The 15,411-nt window shown below is 61.5% G+C and carries 16 protein-coding genes; 9 read left to right on the top strand and 7 right to left on the bottom strand.

Annotation, left to right across the window (positions count from 1 at the left end; genetic code table 11):
* Positions 1–245: 245 nt before the first annotated feature.
* Positions 246–584 (bottom strand): hypothetical protein, encoded by a 339-nt coding sequence (locus IF10I1_RS08220; RefSeq protein WP_186391889.1) that lies wholly within the window; start codon positions 582–584, stop codon positions 246–248.
* A gap of 281 nt (positions 585–865) precedes the next feature.
* Between IF10I1_RS08220 and IF10I1_RS08215 the strand changes: the two genes are divergently transcribed.
* Positions 866–2,689, top strand: coding sequence for an alpha/beta hydrolase (locus tag IF10I1_RS08215; protein ID WP_186391890.1), 1,824 nt, complete (start codon positions 866–868; stop codon positions 2,687–2,689).
* Between the two features lie 27 nt (positions 2,690–2,716).
* Positions 2,717–3,385: a DUF6653 family protein gene (locus tag IF10I1_RS08210; protein ID WP_186391891.1), complete on the top strand. Its 669-nt coding sequence runs from the start codon at positions 2,717–2,719 to the stop codon at positions 3,383–3,385.
* A gap of 412 nt (positions 3,386–3,797) precedes the next feature.
* Here IF10I1_RS08210 and speB read toward each other — a convergent pair whose 3' ends face one another.
* On the bottom strand, positions 3,798–4,757 hold the full coding sequence (gene speB / locus IF10I1_RS08205; RefSeq protein WP_050472771.1) for an agmatinase: 960 nt from the start codon (positions 4,755–4,757) through the stop codon (positions 3,798–3,800).
* A gap of 245 nt (positions 4,758–5,002) precedes the next feature.
* Between speB and guaD the strand changes: the two genes are divergently transcribed.
* On the top strand, positions 5,003–6,346 hold the full coding sequence (gene guaD, locus IF10I1_RS08200; RefSeq protein ID WP_256387609.1) for a guanine deaminase: 1,344 nt from the start codon (positions 5,003–5,005) through the stop codon (positions 6,344–6,346).
* A gap of 73 nt (positions 6,347–6,419) precedes the next feature.
* Positions 6,420–7,490: a hypothetical protein gene (locus tag IF10I1_RS08195; protein WP_186424435.1), complete on the top strand. Its 1,071-nt coding sequence runs from the start codon at positions 6,420–6,422 to the stop codon at positions 7,488–7,490.
* A gap of 961 nt (positions 7,491–8,451) precedes the next feature.
* Here the strand turns inward: IF10I1_RS08195 and rpsI are convergent.
* From rpsI to IF10I1_RS08180, 3 genes are all read right to left on the bottom strand, one after another.
* A complete protein-coding gene (gene rpsI / locus IF10I1_RS08190; RefSeq protein ID WP_019966502.1) occupies positions 8,452–8,925 on the bottom strand; it encodes a 30S ribosomal protein S9 in 474 nt (157 codons plus the stop codon).
* A gap of 2 nt (positions 8,926–8,927) precedes the next feature.
* On the bottom strand, positions 8,928–9,392 hold the full coding sequence (gene rplM, locus IF10I1_RS08185; RefSeq protein ID WP_019966501.1) for a 50S ribosomal protein L13: 465 nt from the start codon (positions 9,390–9,392) through the stop codon (positions 8,928–8,930).
* Positions 9,393–9,597: 205 nt separating this feature from the next.
* Positions 9,598–10,032, bottom strand: coding sequence for a PaaI family thioesterase (locus IF10I1_RS08180; RefSeq protein ID WP_186391893.1), 435 nt, complete (start codon positions 10,030–10,032; stop codon positions 9,598–9,600).
* A gap of 123 nt (positions 10,033–10,155) precedes the next feature.
* Here IF10I1_RS08180 and IF10I1_RS08175 point away from each other — a divergent pair, with 123 nt between their 5' ends.
* From IF10I1_RS08175 to IF10I1_RS08165, 3 genes are all read left to right on the top strand, one after another.
* The gene (locus IF10I1_RS08175; protein ID WP_186391894.1) at positions 10,156–10,485 is read left to right on the top strand and encodes a DUF3088 domain-containing protein; all 330 of its coding nucleotides are present in this window, start codon (positions 10,156–10,158) and stop codon (positions 10,483–10,485) included.
* A gap of 93 nt (positions 10,486–10,578) precedes the next feature.
* Positions 10,579–11,403: an enoyl-CoA hydratase gene (locus IF10I1_RS08170; protein WP_058899549.1), complete on the top strand. Its 825-nt coding sequence runs from the start codon at positions 10,579–10,581 to the stop codon at positions 11,401–11,403.
* The gene (locus IF10I1_RS08165) at positions 11,400–11,840 is read left to right on the top strand and encodes a CoA-binding protein (protein ID WP_186391895.1); all 441 of its coding nucleotides are present in this window, start codon (positions 11,400–11,402) and stop codon (positions 11,838–11,840) included. The genes IF10I1_RS08170 and IF10I1_RS08165 overlap by 4 nt, the downstream gene beginning before the upstream one ends.
* Positions 11,841–11,894: 54 nt before the next feature.
* On the opposite strand, the gene IF10I1_RS08160 is transcribed toward IF10I1_RS08165, so the two are convergent.
* Together IF10I1_RS08160 and IF10I1_RS08155 are read right to left on the bottom strand one after the other, a co-directional pair.
* Positions 11,895–12,326 (bottom strand): CBS domain-containing protein, encoded by a 432-nt coding sequence (locus IF10I1_RS08160; protein ID WP_186391896.1) that lies wholly within the window; start codon positions 12,324–12,326, stop codon positions 11,895–11,897.
* A gap of 135 nt (positions 12,327–12,461) precedes the next feature.
* Positions 12,462–13,238, bottom strand: coding sequence for a rhomboid family intramembrane serine protease (locus IF10I1_RS08155; protein WP_208977166.1), 777 nt, complete (start codon positions 13,236–13,238; stop codon positions 12,462–12,464).
* A gap of 454 nt (positions 13,239–13,692) precedes the next feature.
* On the opposite strand from IF10I1_RS08155, the gene IF10I1_RS08150 reads away from it, so the two are divergent.
* Both IF10I1_RS08150 and IF10I1_RS08145 read left to right on the top strand, forming a co-directional pair.
* Positions 13,693–14,337 (top strand): PAS domain-containing protein, encoded by a 645-nt coding sequence (locus IF10I1_RS08150; RefSeq protein WP_050472762.1) that lies wholly within the window; start codon positions 13,693–13,695, stop codon positions 14,335–14,337.
* A 97-nt stretch (positions 14,338–14,434) separates the two neighbouring features.
* On the top strand, positions 14,435–15,091 hold the full coding sequence (locus IF10I1_RS08145; RefSeq protein WP_058899546.1) for a PilZ domain-containing protein: 657 nt from the start codon (positions 14,435–14,437) through the stop codon (positions 15,089–15,091).
* Positions 15,092–15,411 lie beyond the last annotated feature (320 nt).

The following is a 15,411-nucleotide window of genomic DNA, read 5'->3' as shown; positions in this document are numbered from 1 at the left end:
CTGACCACCTGGTCAGACGCAGCAAGAGGCGCATGCGGCCTGTTGCTGTGTGGCGCTCTTCTTATCAGCACCACTTCACTTGCGCACGCACCTTCAAGGGCCTGCGCCGTGTTTTTTTGGTGGCTTATGACAGTGTTCCCTCAACAGCCCGCCATGAGCTGGCCTCACCGGAACCCGGCCAAGCCCGTATGGGTGCCTGAACCTCTTCAAGGCGTGATGCGTCAGCAACCTGGCGCCTTCTTGACTTACTGCCCTTCGATTTCCTGAAGCGCCGCCTTGCCATGGGCATCGCGCAGGCGCGCCAGCTCGGCCGCGGACGCTGACGTGCCATTGGGTCCCGCTCCGGCGGCCCGTGCCTCGGACAATTTCTTCAGCCGTTCCAGATTCGCCTCACGCGCCTCGCTGTCCAGCACGCCGGAGACGTCTTCCCCGTCCTGCGCAATCGTCGGCGGCAGAGGCGGCAGGGAATTCTGCGGGCGCGCTCCGGTAACGGGCGCGCTCACCATGCTGAAAACGGACGTATCCGGCTCGCTTGCGCAGCCGCCCAACAGCACCACCACACCCAAAGCCGCAATCGCTCTCACCGTCTCAAACCTCCGCAAGGCGCACGGCACCAGGGCCAGCGCGCAAAACATCTGGCCGCTTATAACCCCGCGAACGGCTCGCGGTCACTCGCCAATCCGGTGTTTTTCGGATTTCCCGCCAGCATCAGTTGATTATGCTAGAAATCAGCGTTCGCCCTTGATCCATTCCGTGTCATAAATCGGAACGGCAAGATTGATAATGAACGCAGCAAAGCAGCCCAAAAAGCCGCAAGGCCGGCAGCGCAGAGAAAAAGCAGTCCGATAGGGAGGGGAACCCTGACATGGCAGATGACCGCCGGAACGCAGACGAACAGAACAATCCGGTCATGCAGTACATCGTCAACAATCCGGAAGCCCTTGCGCAGAATCTGGCGAAGATGATGGAGAACGGCGGCAAGGCTTTGGCCGCCTATCTGGAGCCCCGCGAGAAGGGGGAAGCCTCGTCCCAGACCCCGGACGAGCTGACCTCCGTCGTCAAGACGCTGGCACAGGTCGGCGAATACTGGATGTCCGATCCGCAGCGCGCCATCGACGCCCAGTCGCGGCTGTGGGGCGGCTACATCAATCTGTGGAACTCCTCCCTCAAGCGCATGATGGGCGAGCCTTCGCAGCCCGCCGTCACGCCCCCGCCGCGCGACAAGCGCTTCGAGGACCCGGACTGGAACGAGAACCAGTTCTTCGATTTCCTCAAGCAGCTCTATCTGATCACCAGCAACTGGGCCCAGTCCATGGTGAGCGAGGCCGAGGGGCTGGACGAGCACACGAAGCACAAGGCCGATTTCTACGTCCAGCAGCTGTCAAATGCGCTGTCCCCGTCCAATTTCGTGCTGACCAACCCGGCGCTGCTGAAGGAAACACTGGCCTCCAACGGCGAGAACCTGGCCCGCGGCATGGAGTTTCTGGCCGAAGACATCAAGGCCGGGCACGGCGACATCAAGATCCGCCAGACCGATGCCAGCAAGTTTGCGCTCGGCAAGAACCTCGCCCTCACGCCGGGCAAGGTCATCGCCCGCAATGACGTATGCGAGGTGATCCAGTACGATCCAGCCACGGAAACCGTGCTGAAGCGCCCGCTGCTGATCGTGCCGCCCTGGATCAACAAGTTCTACATTCTCGATCTGACGCCGGAGAAGTCCTACATCAAATGGGCGGTGGATCAGGGCCACACGGTCTTTGTCATCTCCTGGATCAACCCGGATGAGCATCAGGCGCAGAAGAGCTTCGAGCATTACATGCGCGAAGGCATTCTGAGCACGCTGGACGTGATCGCCAAGACCACGAAGGAAACCAAGGTCAACGCCATCGGCTATTGCGTCGGCGGCACGCTGCTGGCCGTGACGCTGGCCTATATGGCCGCCACCGGTGATGACCGTATCGCTTCGGCCACCTTCTTCACCACGCAGGTGGATTTCACCTATGCCGGCGATCTGAAGGTCTTCGTGGACGAGGAGCAGATCGCCATTCTGGAAAAGCGGATGGCCGAGCGCGGCTATCTGGACGGCTCGAAGATGGCATCCGCCTTCAACATGCTGCGCTCCAACGATCTGATCTGGCCCTACGTGGTCAACAACTACCTGCGCGGCAAGGAGCCCTTCCCCTTCGACCTCTTGTTCTGGAACTCCGATTCCACCCGCATGCCGGCGGCGAACCATTCCTTCTACCTGCGCAACTGCTATCTGGAGAACAACCTCTCCAAGGGCAAGATGGAGATCGGCGGCCAGAAGCTGGACCTGAAGAAGGTCACCATTCCGGTCTATAATCTGGCGACGAAGGAAGACCACATCGCCCCGCCGCATTCGGTGTTCAAGGGCTCGTCCTGCTTCGGCGGGCCGGTGGACTATATCCTCTCCGGCTCCGGGCACATCGCCGGTGTGGTCAATCCGCCCGCACGCGGCAAGTACCAGTACTGGACCGGCGGCAAGCCGGAAGGCGCCTACGAGGATTGGCTGAAGACGGCGGAGGAACACCCCGGCTCCTGGTGGCCGCATTGGGATGCCTGGCTGCGCCAGCAGGACGGCAGCACGGTGAAGGCCCGCAAGCCGGGCGCGCACCGGGTGAAAATCCTGGGTGACGCACCGGGAACTTACGTTAAGATAAAGGCCTGATCCGGAGGATCGGATTGCTGCCGCGCAATGGGCGCGGCAGATGCTCAGGGAGCGGTTTCGGGGCACGCCGTCAAGACGATGGAAAACGCAAGGCAATTGAGGCCGCAGGCGGGGAACACCCGCATCCGTCCCGCCGTCATGCCGGCCGGACAGATCCGCTGGCTCGGCATGAATGCGAAGGTCTGGCAGCGCCACGCCAGCGGCTGGAGCGTGTGGACCCGCTTTGCCACCCTGCCGGTGCTGCTGCTGGCCGTGTGGAGCCACAGCATGATCGGCCTGCCCGGCGCACTGGCGGCCACCGGCCTCGTGCTGATCTGGCTCTGGCTCAATCCGCGCCTGTTTCCACCGCCGCGCCGGACGGACCGCTGGCACGTGCGCGCCACCTTTGGCGAGCGGATCTGGCTGAACCGCATGTTCGTACCCATTCCGCAGGAAATGTCCCGCACCGCCCTCGCCCTGTCGCTGCTGGCCGGCGCCGGCTTCATCATGGCGCTGTGGGGCGCTGCGGAAAACATGCTGGCTCTGACGCTTGGCGGCGCTGCCCTCACCTATGCCGGCAAAATGGCCTTTCTGCATCAGATGACGAAGCTCTACGCGCGGATGAAGGACAGCCACCCGCTCTACAAGGCCTGGTCCCTGACCCCGCAAAACGACAACAGCAGCCCCTCCGGCCTGTTCAACCGCAAGCACGGATAAGAGCTGCGCGATCAGCGGCGTTCCGCACGGCATTGCCCCTCACCGCAGCGTCGCCCCGGCCTTTTGAGCCGGGGCCTACTCGCTCGCAGAGAGATGCCGCCCCCTCGGGAGCTGACGCTCATACCAAGGCGCCGAGACGCTGACTCATCACGGCTTGAAATTGCGCAGGCGCCGCACGGGCTTGACCAGCTCTCGATGAGGCAAACTCATCGAGAGCTGGTCTTAGCAGATCTCATGTGCCCGTGCTGCCTGCTGCGGCTCACCTCACCACTCTGCAAACGAGTGGTCCCCGGGTCTGCGCTTCGCTCCGCCCAGGGCGACGCCGGATATGCGGCACGCCGGTGCTTCCATCTGCGCAGCTGCATTCTCCGCCCCGTCCCGGCGCGAACCGCCGCCAGGCCATGGCATCCCCTCACCCCTGCCGCTTCTTTTCAGCCAGCAGCCCGAGGTAATGCTGGGCCACACTGGCGCCGGCGATGGAGGTGATGTCGGCGTGGTCATAGGCCGGCGCCACTTCCACCACGTCGCCGCCAACGAAATTGAGCGGCCCGAGGCGGCGCAGGATCATCAGCGCTTCGCGCGAGGTCAGCCCGCCCGCCACCGGCGTGCCCGTGCCGGGCGCAAAGGCCGGGTCCAGGCAGTCGATGTCGAAGGTCATGTAGGCCTTGGCATCGCCCACCCGGTCGCGGATCATCTCCACCACGCCATTGACGCCGAGCAGCTCGACCTCTTCGCCATAGAGAATTTCAAGGCCGCAGGTGTCGGGCGCATGGGTGCGGATGCCGATCTGGATCGACTTGTCCGGATCGATCAGCCCTTCGCGCACGGCGCGGCCCGTAATCGTGCCGTGGTCGATGCGCCCGCCATCATCCGGCCAGGTGTCCTGATGGGCATCGAACTGCACTAGCGCCAGAGGCCCGTGTTTGGCCACATGCGCCCGCAGCAGCGGCAGCGTGACGAAATGGTCGCCGCCGATGGAGAAGAGATGCACGTCCTGATCCAGGATCTCGCGCGCCTGCGCCTCGATGCAGGCCGGAATCTCGGCGTTGCGGCCATAATCGAACGCGCAGTCGCCGTAATCCACCACGGCCAGCCCCTCGAATGGGTCGGCGTGGAACGGATATTGCGGGTCGCCATCAAAAATCGCCGAAGCGCGGCGCACGCCCTGCGGGCCAAAGCGCGCGCCGGGACGGTTGGACACCGAGGCATCAAAGGGAATGCCCAGCACCGCCGCATCCACGCCCGTGAGATCCCGGCTGTAACGCCGGCGCATGAAGGACAGCACGCCGCCATACGTGGGCTCATGCGAGCCGCCGGTCACGCTGTTGCCGAACACCGCATTGTCGGTCGGACGGGGACGCTTGAAAGACATGGGAACTCCGGAAAAGTCAGACGCACGGGGCCGCCTGCCCCGCGCCCGCGACCCTAGCCGAGCCATCCGGGAAAACAAGAGGCCTTGCGGGGCATCCAGATATCTTCGTGTGCCGGGCAGCTTTCAGGCGCACCGCTCATGCCCTTGTGCCGCCCCCTCCCCCTCATTAAAAGGGAAGGGTTTGGCGGCTGGATGCCCAATCCCGGCTGCCCCGCCCATCTGCCCGCACACAGGAGATCAGACCCTTGCCTCACGCCCCCACAAAGCTGCTGCGCGGCCGCACCGTTTCGTTTCTGCGCCGTCCCATGGGCGCGGGCGATGAGGGGGCGCTGGCGGTGCATGAGGATGGCGGGCTCCTGATCGAGAACGGGCTGATCACCGCCGCAGGCGGCTACGCAGAGGTTGCCGCCAAGGCGCCGGAGGGAACGCCCGTCACCGACCACCGCCCGCATCTGATCCTGCCGGGCTTCATCGACACGCATCTGCATTTCCCGCAGGCGCAGGTGATCGCCTCCTGGGCGGACCAGTTGCTGGACTGGCTGAACGACCACACTTTCCCCGCCGAACAGCGCTTTGCGGACAAGGCCCATGGTGCGCGCATCGCCAGCACCTTTTACGACACGCTGATTGCCCACGGCACCACCACGGCGGTGGCCTATTGCTCCAGCCACCCCAATTCGGTCGAGGCCTATTTCGAGGAGGCGGAGCGGCGCGGCATGCGCATGCTGGGCGGCAAAACCATGATGGACCGCAACGCCCCCGCCGCCCTGTGCGACACGGCCCAGAGCGCCTATGACGACAGCCGGGCGCTTTTGGAAAAATGGCACGGGCGGGGCCGCGCGCTCTACGTCATCACCCCGCGCTTTGCCATCACCTCCACGCCGGAACAGCTGGAGGCGGCCGGCACGCTCCTGCGCGAGTTTCCGGACTGCTACCTGCAGACCCACATCAACGAAAACCTCAACGAAATCAGCTACACGCTGGAGCTCTACCCGCAGGATGCGGATTATCTCGCCATCTATGAGCGCTATGGCCTTCTGGGCCACAAGACCCTGCTCGGCCACTGCATCCACATGAACGGCCGGGAGCTTTCCGTGATGCGGGAGACGGGTTCGGTCGCCGTGTTCTGCCCCACGTCAAACCTCTTCCTCGGCAGCGGGCTGTTCGACAAGGCACGCATGGACAGCGCGGGCGTGCGCACCGCCATCGCCACGGATATCGGCGGCGGCACGTCCTATTCCATGCTGCGCACGCTGGACGAAGGCTACAAGGTGCTGCAACTCCAGCGCCAGCGCCTGCACCCCTATGAGACCTTCTACTGGGCCACCCGCGGCAACGCCGAAAGCCTGTCCCTCGCAGACAGGATCGGCACGCTGGAGCCCGGCACGGAAGCCGACATCATCATCCTCAACCCCGCCGCCACCCCCGAAATGGCCCTGCGCGCCGAAACCGCCCGCTCCCTGGCGGACGAGCTGTTCATCCTGCAGACGCTGGGCGATGACCGGGCGGTGGTGGAGACTTATGTGGCAGGGGTGGGGATGAAGGGGGGATCCGAACGTCTGGCGGTTGCCATCTCAGGACAGCCTTAGGCCACTTTTCTTGACATTCTCCCTAGACGAAAAGTAAATTAATTTATGAATATTTCCTTTTTAGGAGAATAAAATGCGCATATTCGCTATGTTCGCAATTATCTTGTTAGGCCTTTCGCTTCCATCATTTTCCTTCGATGCTCAACTTGAGCATATTTCGACAAATTCAGAAGATGGAACCATTCACTACAAAACAAAAATAAACAGTCGCGTAAATAATTCAGAACTTGAGACTATAACTAGATACATATATGAAAGTCTAAAATCTCCAGATCAAGTCTGGATAGGGTTTTTCCTCGACGAATATAGCGAGCTTCGCCCTTGGGCGACTGCAACTCGCAATTTCAACAAATCATTTCTAGAACCTGATGAGTTAGACAAGATTAGCATAAACATCCATGAATTCTCACTTGATGAATGGAATTCATTCGGAAGATACGGAAAAATGTATCCACCAGATGCCGAGCTGATCGGACTTTGGGATCTTCCCATAGCGCTTGATGTTGGGATGGACGTTTCATTGTACGCTTGGAATGACATCACCTATCTTTACCGACGCTATAAGTCTGATAAGTCCGGGCAACCTGTCATAGTAACACTTGCCGCCCACCCAATGGGAACCATGCTAAAAGAACCATACGATGAAGAAGAGTTCTGGCTCCTGAAGGAAGACGAAACCATAGAACGGCATGACAAGTTGGGGCTAATACCAGGATGGCAGGGTCTTGATGTTCGTGAAAAATCAAAAGAAAAATCGCCCTCAGGTTGTGAAATAAGAAACGCTAAAGTAACTAAGACTCCAAAGAAAAATGACCGCGGAAAAATCAATATAGTCACACTAGCCAGTGTAGAGGTGTACACAGATGCTTATGATTTTGATTTTTTCACCTCCTCAGCGAAAGACATACTCGAGCAATTCGCACATATTTATACAGATGAAATTGAGATAACATATTATCACACTGATGAAATTAATAAAAAACATGTCAAGCAATCTATATTCTATGTTGCATATACACCAGACCCCTCAAAGCTCGTTTATCGAGAACAAAAATGGACAATTCGCGGACACTCAGCTCCGGAAGAGATAATGATTAACGCGCAGCCCAGACATCATTGCAAAGTTAAAAGCATAGCCCAATAAGTATTTTAATTTTTTCTCAATTTCAATCTCTTAGATAGATAGAGTGCACAAATTGGGCAGACCTTATATATATATGAGCAGTTCATTTTTTGAGGGACCCGATATTCGAGCGACATAGAGAACAGATGAGAGCACTCGCCGCCGCTCCGCATCCTCCCCCAAGAACAAAAAACCCGCCGGTTCGCACCAGCGGGCTTTTCGTCTAATCGTCCGACGGTGAGGGTGATCTTGCGATCCGCGACCTGACGCGCCTTTCAGCTTCAAATGACTTGAGCGTCATGCCGCAGTCAATGCCCCACGCAAATAATTGGCACCTACGGTATCGTCATTGGCCGCCATTCTTCCTCACGTTGCCCTCCAGCATGGTGACTTAAGGCCGCTATGCTGCCGTGTTGAGGCCGTGCGTCCCAAACAGATCCCGGCACAAGGCCGGGACGGCGCGATGGTGGGATTTGGGCAGGCGTCCCCAACATGGGGGCATCCGGCACTTTGCCGTGGCGAACGCGCCGCGTCTCGTTACGTAGTAGCGACGGTGATAACGGGTGCAAATCGCAGGCTGTGAGATGAGTTTCCCAGCGCCCGCCCGCTCTCCGCGCCGCCCCGGCCTTGTGCCGGGGTCTGGTCCGTTTCCTGAGCCTTTCCGCCCGGCTCCCGTCACGTTCCACCAGCACAGGCGGCAGAAGCCTGCAGGCGCCGGGCTTCAGGAAAAGCTGTAAGGGGTACAAAGGCACCGCCCCAAGAAAACCAGCAACCCCGCCGTTCACACCAGATCAGGCTTCTCTCAAACGTCCAGCTTCTCCATCATCATCCCCGGCCTTGTGCCGAGGACCTCTACAAATCAACGGCTTGCAGATGGCCGGGACAAGCCCGGCCATGACGAACGGGGGAAATGCCCCCAAACAAAAAAACCCGCCGGTTCGCACCAGCGGGTTCTTTTTGTGTCTGACAAGCAGCTGAGGGATCAGCGCTTGGAGAACTGGAAGGAACGGCGGGCCTTGGCGCGGCCGTACTTCTTACGCTCGACCACGCGGCTGTCGCGGGTGATGAAGCCTTCCTTCTTGAGGATGCCGCGCAGTTCCGGCTCGTAGTGGGTCAGGGCCTTGGAGATGCCATGACGCAGAGCGCCGGCCTGGCCGGACAGGCCGCCACCGGTGACGGTAGCAACGATGTCATACTGGCCATCGCGGTTGGTCAGCAGGATCGGCTGACGCAGGATCATCTGCAGGACCGGACGGGCGAAGTATGCCGTGTAGTCCTTGCCGTTGACGGTGATCTTGCCGGTGCCCGGCTTGACCCAGACGCGGGCAATCGCGTCCTTGCGCTTGCCGGTGGCATAGGCGCGGCCATGGGCGTCCAGCTTCTGGACATGAACCGGAGCTTCGACGGCTGCCGAAACGGCGCCCTTCAGCTGGTCCAGGGATTGCAGCTCAGCCATGCTCAAGCCCTCTTCGCGTTCTTTTCGTTGAGGCTCTTGACGTCGACGGTGACCGGCGTCTGAGCTTCATGCGGGTGGGTCGGGCCAGCGTAAACCTTGAGGTTCTTGAGCTGGCGGCGGGACAGCGGGCCGCCCGGCATCATGCGCTCGACAGCCTTCTCGAGCACGCGCTCGGGGAAACGGCCTTCGATGATGGCGCGTGCAGTACGCTCCTTGATGCCGCCCGGGTGGCCGGTGTGCCAGTAGTACTTCTTGTTTTCGTACTTGCGGCCCGTCAGCACCACCTTGTCAGCGTTGACGACAATGATGTTGTCGCCACAGTCAACGTGCGGAGTAAAGGTCGGCAGATGCTTGCCACGCAGATGGCTGGCGATGTAGGCAGCCAGACGGCCTACGACCATGCCTTCAGCGTCGATCAAGATCCACTTTTTCTCGACCTCAGCCGGCTTGGCAGAGAAGGTCTTCATGTGTCTGATCCGTGAATCGTCGGTGAAACCAGAACGGCGGCTTGGCAGGACAGAGATCCCGCACGGCACACCGTGTGTTCGGGCAGGGTGATACGCGTTCGCCAGCAAACCGTCAAGGCGAAACATTTGCATCATGCCGAGAATTACATATACAAATCAACGACTTGCAAAAACGGTATCTGAATACCGCATAAATCTTGCCGTTTCAGCCCTGCCGGCGCGGCGGAATCGAGTAGGTGGCGGTGGCGTGAGCGGCCATTTCGCCCTCCCCGTCCCCGCAGATGGCGCAATCCACCACGGCGAGCCGCTGGCCGAGCTTGAGAATCCGGCAGGTGGCGATGAGATCGCCCGGCGCGGGCTTCCTCAGGAAGTTGATGTTGAGATTCGTCGTCACCGCCAGCGCCACCGGGCCGATATGGGCGAGGATCACCACATAGGCGGCAAGATCAGCCAGCGCCATCATCGCCGGGCCGGACACCGTGCCGCCGGGCCGCAGGTGCCGCTCGCTGGCGGTGAAGCGCAGGGCAGCAAGCCCCGGCGCGATCTCCTCCACCCCGTAGAGCGGCCCGTCCAGATAGACCTGCGGAAACTCGGCCCGCAGAAACGCCTCCACCTCGTCCACGCTCATCACCGGCTGCATCGCGTCCCCCTTCCCGTTCCAAGGTCACTCTTGCCGGAAACGCGGCCCTTGCCAACCGGGAGGGGCATCGGCCAAATGATGGAGGCCCTCGCCTGCCGCTGCGGGCAAGGCACAGGAGCTTTCATGAAGGACATTCTCTTCCTGCTGCGTCCCGGCTTCACGGACCCGGCCTATCCGGGTGACGTGTTCTACTGCTGGCACTGCGCCCTGATGGAGGGCATCCTCGCCTCCTTTCCTGATCTGGCACAGAAACTCGATGTGCGCCGCATCGCCTGGCCGCGCCCGCGGGCAGACGTGGCGGAACTGATCGGCGCTGAAAACCAGAGCCTGCCGGTGCTGGTTCTGACGAGCGAACCGGTGGACCCAAGCGGCGCGCCGCAGTTCATCAATGACAAGGATGAAATCCTGAAAGCCCTCAGCGCCCGCTACGGCTTCCCCCTGCCCCATCCCTGACACATCGCCACCTGGCTGCCCCTTTTGCCTGCTTCCCCGCTGGCCCGGCTGCTGTATGCTCCGGCCACATCGTGACCATGCCGGGAAAGCAGAATGCAGAAGACAGAAGACACCGCCGCAGCCGAAACCCGCCCGCTGATCGGCAAGCTGCTGCACAATGGCGTGCTGCGCCTTGTGCTGCAGCAGCCGGAGAAGATGAATGCCCTGTCGCGGGCGATGATGACCGCGCTGTCCGCCGAGCTGGAGCTGGCGGCCATTGACCCGGCGGTGCGCGTCATCCTGCTGGGGGCCGAGGGCAAGGTGTTCTGCGCCGGGCATGACCTGAAAGAGCTGACGGCGGCCCGCGCCGAGGCAGACCGGGGCCGCGCCACCTATGAAGCCATCATGCGCCAGTGCTCGGACCTGATGCAGCAGATCGTGCGCCTGCCCAAGCCGGTGATTGCGGTGGTGACGGGCGTTGCAACGGCGGCCGGCTGCCAGCTTGTCGCCTCCTGCGATCTGGCGATTGCCACGGACACGGCCACCTTCTGCACGCCGGGCGTCAACATCGGTCTGTTCTGCTCCACGCCCATGGTGGCGGTGAGCCGCAATGCCAGCCCCAAGCAGGCCATGGAGATGCTGCTGACGGGGGAGAGCATCGATGCCTCCACCGCCAAGTCCTTCGGCCTCATTAACCGCATAGTTCCCGGCGACTATCTGGAACAGGTCGTGCAGAAATATGCCGAGGTCATCGCCTCCAAGTCGCCGCTGACGCTGAAGATTGGCAAGGAGGCCTTCTACCGCCAGCTCGAAATGCCGCTGGGCGAGGCCTATGACTATGCCGCGTCGGTGATGGTGGAGAACATGATGGCCCGCGACGCGGAAGAAGGCATCAACGCCTTCCTGCAGAAGCGCAAACCCGAATGGACCGGAGAATGACCATGACGCCCGCCTATCCCGACAGCCTGATCCGGCAGATCCTTGAAGAGACGAAGACCATCGCCATCATCGGCGCCAGCGCCAATGCGGACCGGCCGGTGCATCACGTGATGGAATTCCTGATTGATCAGGGCTACGAGGTCTATCCGGTCAATCCGGGGCTCGCCGGCAAGGAGCTGCTGGGCCGCACGGTCTATGCCGGCCTCACGGACATTCCCGTGCCGGTGGACATGGTGGATATTTTCCGCGCGTCCGATGCGGTGCCAGGCATCGTCACCGAGGCGCTGGCGCTGGCCAGCCTTCCGAAGGTGATCTGGATGCAGCTTGACGTCGAGCACGCGGAAGCGGCCGCCAAGGCGGAAGCGGCCGGGCTGACGGTGATCATGAACCGCTGCCCCAAGATCGAGTATCCGCGCCTGTTTCCTGCAGGCAGATAAACAGCCTGCCGGCACTCGCAGCCCCGGCAGGCCTGCCGGGGCCACGCAAGGCCTTTACGCCATGGCGATGTAATTGCGCATCTGCTCGGCTTCCTCTTCCACCTGTGCGATGCGGTGCTTGACCACGTCGCCGATGGAGATGAGGCCGGTCAGCTTGCCGCTGGACACCACAGGCATGTGGCGGAAGCGGCCGGATGTCATCCGGGCCATGATGCTGTTGAGCGTATCGCCTTCCGAAGCGCTGATCACGGTGCGGGTCATGACGGCCGTCACCGGCTTGTTCAGGGCTTCCGGCCCCTCCGCCCCGATGACACGCACGATATCACGTTCCGAAACGATGCCTTCGATGTGCCGCTTCGCATCAGTGATCACCACCGCGCCAATCCGCTTTTCCGCAAGAAGCTTGCAGATGTCGCCGGCCGTGGCCGACGAACTTGCCGTGATCACGTCACGGCCTTTGGTATTGAGAATCGAAGCTACTGTCATGCTGCTCTCCCGATAGCTGACGTGGCACCGGCTACCTCCCAGTTCCTCCCGGCGGTAACCTGACGTTCATCATGCCCCCAAAAGCGCAGAGGATGCAAATCCTGCATTGGGCGGAGAGCTTCACTTCACGTCACATTATCGAAACCGCCGGACAGGGTCGAAATAGGGAAACAGGAGAAACCCCGCCAGAAAGCCGCCCACATGCGCTTCCCAGGCGATATCCCCGGAGGCACCGAGAAGCTCCCCGCCCGCCACGCCGAACAGCAGGTTGATGCCGAACCACAGGATCAGGAGATTGCGGACGCGGGCATTCAGCAGGGCATCGCGCAAGGGCGCAACCGGCAGCTCATAGGCCCGCGGATCATTGCGGTTGCCGCCGGCCATCGGCCCGCCCGGCTGAAAGGCGAAACGGAACACCGCCGCCATCTGCCCGGACACGGCGGCAGAAGCCCCAATCACCGGCACAGCCTCGCCGAAATGCAGCGCCAGATGCACCAGAACGCCCGCGATGGCCGCCACCGCGCTCAGGGCGAGAAAACGGACGGTGCCGAGGCGGACCGCCAAAGGCGGCGCAAAGGCAATCATCCAGGCCATGTTCATGCCCACATGCGCCCAGCTGCCATGAAGGAAGGCATAGGTCAGAAACGACCAGGCGTCCGCCGCATAACCACCCGGCACGAGCCCCGCGCCGAAAAGCTCCGCGCTGTAACGGGCAGGCCAGAAGCCGAACAGCACCAGAATCTCGTAATTGGCATCCGCGCTCAGAAACTCCGTGCGGATCAGGTGGACCACCAGCATGAGACCGGCCAGAACGGCCACCACGGCAGGAATGTTGAAGGCCTTCTGGCTTGGCGGGAGCGGGCCTTGCGGCGGCAGGCCACTGGAGGGACCAATCGGCTGGGGCTGGTTCATTTTGACCGGTTCAATCCTGACATCTGTTTCACTTGCGGACATTGAGGATGCCCGGTTCATGTCCAGACACTTAAGGATCTGCCCCGGAAAGACAAGACAAAGACAAGGCGCCCGCCGCCTTGCCGGCAACGGGCGCCTCATAACCTGTTCCGGACCCCGCACCTGCCGCAAGGCCCGGATAAATGCGCCGCAGTGTGACCGGTCCGGCCGTCCGGATCTCTTGCACCTGGCTGCAATCAGCCTGTGCCAAAGCAATTTCCGGAGCAAGCGCAAGCTTGGAGTAACCTTAAAAATCCGTTCAAACTTTAGGAAACCCGGTGATTTTTTCACCCACCGGCGCATTTGGCATAGTAAATGCTCTGTAACCGGCAGAACCAGCGCAGGCGCGGAGAAATGTCCCAGATAAGGACACGCATGCCGCAGCGGCGCACAAGTGGCAGAAGGACCGGTCAAAATGAAGCATGGCGTCAACCGTACCCTTTATCAGTATTGGGACGAACTGCGCGGCACCCGCACCGCCCCGAACCGGTCGGAGATCGACCCGGGCCGGATTCGCGGTCTGCTCGGCGACACCTTCATCCTGGAAGCCGTCGATCAGGACACCTACCGCTACCGCCTCGCAGGAACCCGTCTTTGCTCCACCCATTGCCGCGAGCTGAAAGGCCGCAATTTCCTGCGCGGCTGGGGAAATGAGGACCGCGAAGCCCTCGCCTCCGTCATGGCCGCCATCACTGAAGATGCTGCGGCGGCGGTTATCGGCGTGGATGGACACACCGAGCGCAATCAGGTTCTGAAGATGGAAATGCTGCTGCTTCCCCTGCACATGCCGGGCGAAGGCCGCAGCCGCATCCTTGGCGCCAGCGCCAGCTTCGAGCGCCCCTACTGGCTGGGCCTGCATCCCATTTTGAACCAGTCCATCTCCAGCCTGCGGCTGATCTGGCCTGATGAGCGCCCGTCCTTCCTGACAGGTACCCCTGCCCCGCGCCGCACGGCTGTTCCGCAGATCATCAATGGCGGACAGGCCCATCTTGCCGCGCCGTCGATGGAAGGGACGAGACGGGTCGGGCATCTGACTGTCTATGACGGCGGCAAGATCTGAAAAGTCTTGGGCTGATCTTACGCAATGTTAATAGTCCCCGCCTATCGTGTCCGTGGAGAACAAGATTCCTCCCGCATAAGATAGGGAAACAAGATCCATGACAGCAGCAGAAGCTGCCAGGCCCGCGCCCGGTCTGCCCGCCAAGGGCACGGACCGGCGCCGTCACCAGCGCGTGAAGGTGAACGTCCTCGGCCGCTTCATGCTGGAAAACCGGCAGGAATATCCCTGTCAGGTCGTCAACATGTCGCCCGGCGGCATGGCCCTCATTGCGCCTGTGGCAGGACGTGTTGGCGAAAAGGTGGTGGCCTATCTGGACCATATCGGCCGGGTGGAAGGAACGATCACACGCGAGATCGACGGCGGCTTTGCCGTGGCGCTTGCCAACACGCCGCGCAAGCGTGACAAGATCGCCAGCGTGCTGACCTGGCTGGCCAACCGCAACGAGCTGAACCTGCCGGAAGACCGGCGCCACGAGCGTTTCGTGCCGAAGAACCCGATCACCCGGATCGTTCTGCCCGATGGCACCGCCTATACCTGCCGCATCATCGACGTATCACTGTCCGGCGCTGCGCTCTCCTGCCCGGCACGTCCGCCGATCGGCACCGAGATCGCCCTCGGCCGGATGCGGGCGCGTGTTGTCCGCCATCTGGAAGAAGGCATCGCCCTGGAATTTGCCGTGATCCAGAATCAGGCCCTGCTTGAACAGCATATGGTGCCTGATGATCCGGAGGACGGCAGCACTCCGCCGGCATAGCGCCAGCGTGGCCCCTATCGCCCTTCCGGTGCAGTCACCGGAAACCGGCATTGCCTTTCAGCATGACACCACAAAGAGATCCCGGCCCAAAGCCGGGATTTTTTTGTGCGCAAGGCCTCTCAACCATTCCTTCCTCTCAAGGCTCATGCCCCGCCTTGCCGCAGAGTGAGGCCGCCTCCCGGGGAAGGAATTCGGCAGGGCAAATACGCCCGGCAACACAGAAAATCCCCGTATGGTTTCAGCTTTCTTTCCTCGCCCACGCGAGGCGGAAACGGCTTCCGGACAGGTTCCCGGTGAGCCAGCCTTCAACCCCAGCCGCC

This window comes from Pannonibacter sp. I15F10I1, assembly GCF_900185665.1.
GTDB lineage: Bacteria > Pseudomonadota > Alphaproteobacteria > Rhizobiales > Stappiaceae > Pannonibacter > Pannonibacter indicus.
Note: the sequence above shows the minus strand (reverse complement) of the source record. Positions and strands in the feature narration are given on the sequence as shown.